Here is a 2,771-nt window from a genome sequence, read left to right as displayed (position 1 = left end):
TAATTATCTCGTCATGGAACCGCCGCTAAGAACGGCCGATGCTCCGTTTGTTTCAGTATCGGAGTTAAGACTGATTCAGGGGGTTGGCAGTGCTGAGTTTGAATTGTTAGCGCCTCTGGTGGCCGTTTTGCCTAAGACTTCCAGGATCAACGTTAACGCAGCTTTGCCCGAAGTGATTGGCGCCCTGTCTGATAAACTCACAGAAGGGGATGTAGAGGCTATTATTGATGCTCGGAGTGCAGAAGGGTTCCCCAGACTGGAAGATCTGGCCAGGCTACCAGCCCTGAAAGACAAAACTGCTGCTCTTAAAGAAGTGCCTCTGGATGTTGCCAGCCAATATTTCACTGCTTACATCAAGGCAACGTATCGAGATACTGCATTCTATTTAAAAACCCTTATGTATCGTAATGCAGAGGGAAAGGTTCAAATCGCCGGTCGTGAGATTGGACCCAACGACTATTGGGTAAGTGCCAAGAAGGAATCCTGAGGTCTAATAATGAAAAACATCCTGTTGATTCGGATACCCCCACCGGTTTCCCGGATTGAGCCAAACAGTCGAGTTCAGTGGGGGGCTTTTGCCGAGAATGGGCAGCTTTCCGGGGATCTCCATATTTCTGAACTGGGACAAGTCAAAAATGACTGGGTTCGGTTTGTTATTCAGAAACCAGATGACACAGAGCTGGACGAATCCACCTTGGAAGAAGAAATGCCGGAACAGGTGGTAGTGCTTCTGCCAGGGACTCTGGTCATTCACAAGCAGTTGCCTATCAATAGCGGCCAGCGAAAGCATCTTTCAACCGCGCTGCCCTTTATGATTGAAGAAGAGTTGGCCGATGACATTGAGTCTATGCATCTGGCCAGCTATCAACACCGCAAGAGTGACCAGGTTTCCGTTTCAGCTGTTCCACATGAACAGATGCAGTCTCTATTATCCTGTCTTGAAGAGCAGGGGATTTCTGCCCAGCAAGTTATCGCTGAACTTCAGTTTTTGCAGGGCGTGCCGCGGGAATTAAACCTCCTTCTTGAAAATGATTCCTGCATTCTTTCCGCTCCTGACCATTCCACTGTTTGCCTTGACTATGAAGCACTTAGGTTTGTTCTGAGCCATTGGGGAGAAAAAACCACTGAAGACATTCTTCAGACTGATGAGGAGCTGGTAGCTGAAGATTCTGAAGCTCTTGTGAGTGCCAGAATAAAATTTGCAGATGGTCTGGTGCCATTGGCTACTGAGAAGAGAGAACAAGTGAAACGATGCTTGGATGAAAACGGCTGGCTGGTGGTAGAAGAACCATTGACCAATACTGCTTTTGAATATCTGGCGTCGTTGTATTTTTCTTCCAGAAAATCAGCCGAATTAGTGGATCTTCGTCATGGCCCCTATCAATGTCCTAAAAGGGCTAGCCGCAAGATGCGTCGCTGGAAGCCTCTTGCCTTGGTGGCTTCCATCTGGCTACTGCTTGAGTTGGGCTTAAAAGTCGGGGAAGGGTTGATGTATCAACAAAAAGCACAGGATTACTGGCAGGAGTCCGCCGCGCTCTACCTGGAAGTCTTTCCACAGGATCAGCAGGTGCTCGAGGCTCAGGCCCATTCAGCTGGAAGTATTAACTTGAAGGGACGCATGGAAAGTCGATTGAAAAATGCAGGGCAAAAGGTCAGTGGAGAAGCCTTCTTACCTCTGTTGCAACAGGTTTCTGCTGTGTCATCTTCTTTACCTGATTTTAAGCTGAAGCCGGTCAGCATGGATTTCAATGATGCTTCAGGAAAGATGGTGCTGGAGTTGAAAGCAGACAGTCTTGAAGGAATTGATAAGCTTCTGGCAGCAGTAAAATCGTCCGGGCTGAGCGCACGATTGGACAGTGCAATTCAGGAAAAAGCGGGCGTCAATGCCCGTATGACCATAGGCAGGTGAAGCTGATGAAACTGACCCATCTACTCGAAAGAAGTCCGCTCTGGCTCCAGCTTCAGGCTAAGTATGAGCTAATGTCACAAAAAGATCGTAGAGCAATGCATTTTCTGACGGCTGTCCTTCTGTTGGCTGCAGCCTATCTATTCGTTTGGGAGCCCATCACTGCATGGAGTGAAAAACAGCAGGAAGAGTTCGCTCATCAACAATCCATTTATGACTGGATGGCAGAGAATATTGATCAGGCAAAACAGGCTCATAGGAAACAAAGGTCTGCAGCTGCTAAAAAAGACCTTTCTTCGATTGTATCGAGCAGTGCCAAACAATCAGATCTGACACTGAGTCGTGTTCAACCGGATCGTAAAGGTTTAGGAGTTTGGGTCGAAGATGCAGCTTATCAGAAGCTGTTGGCCTGGATGGTTGTTTTAGATACCCGCTATGAAGTGATTATCCAACAAATCAAAATCGACCGAGGTAAAGAGGAAGGCCGAGTAAAAGTCTATATGCATCTTGCGAACTGATCCTGCTTGGTGAAAGGGCTTAATCCCAGGCCCTAACATCTCTCAATAAGCGGCAGTTATTTAGATTAAGTGTTTGTACTTTTTTGAATTCTAAAGGGAGTGTTTGAACTTCAAAATTGGACTCAGGCATTGCGATAACCCATTAAGGCTGTTCGCTAATGCTGAGAGCACAAAGAAATTCATAGTCAGAGTGCTAAAGTTCTGTTTTTTTACATGCTTCTGCCCTTGACACTACCACCTGATCTACATAGTATTCGCATGACTTCAGCGCAATGCATCGCGCAAAGAAATCGGGTGATTAGCTCAGCTGGGAGAGCATCTGCCTTACAAGCAGAGGGTCGGCGGTT

At 47.1% G+C, this 2,771-nt stretch carries 3 protein-coding genes; all 3 read left to right on the top strand.

Annotated features, from left to right (window positions below):
- A partial coding sequence (locus KDK16_RS03815; RefSeq protein ID WP_257274744.1) for a general secretion pathway protein GspK occupies nt 1-487 on the top strand: 487 nt, incomplete at its 5' end.
- A 9-nt stretch (nt 488-496) separates the two neighbouring features.
- Complete coding sequence (gspL, locus tag KDK16_RS03810; protein ID WP_257274743.1) at nt 497-1,909, top strand: type II secretion system protein GspL; 1,413 nt, start codon at nt 497-499, stop codon at nt 1,907-1,909.
- 5 nt (nt 1,910-1,914) lie between these two features.
- Nucleotides 1,915-2,424 carry a type II secretion system protein M gene (locus KDK16_RS03805; RefSeq protein WP_257274742.1) on the top strand — a complete coding sequence of 170 codons (510 nt, stop codon included), beginning with the start codon at nt 1,915-1,917 and terminating at the stop codon, nt 2,422-2,424.
- The last annotated feature ends 347 nt before the right edge of the window (nt 2,425-2,771 follow it).

This window comes from Endozoicomonas sp. SESOKO4 (genome assembly GCF_024606275.1).
This window is presented reverse-complemented; position numbering and strand designations above follow the sequence as displayed.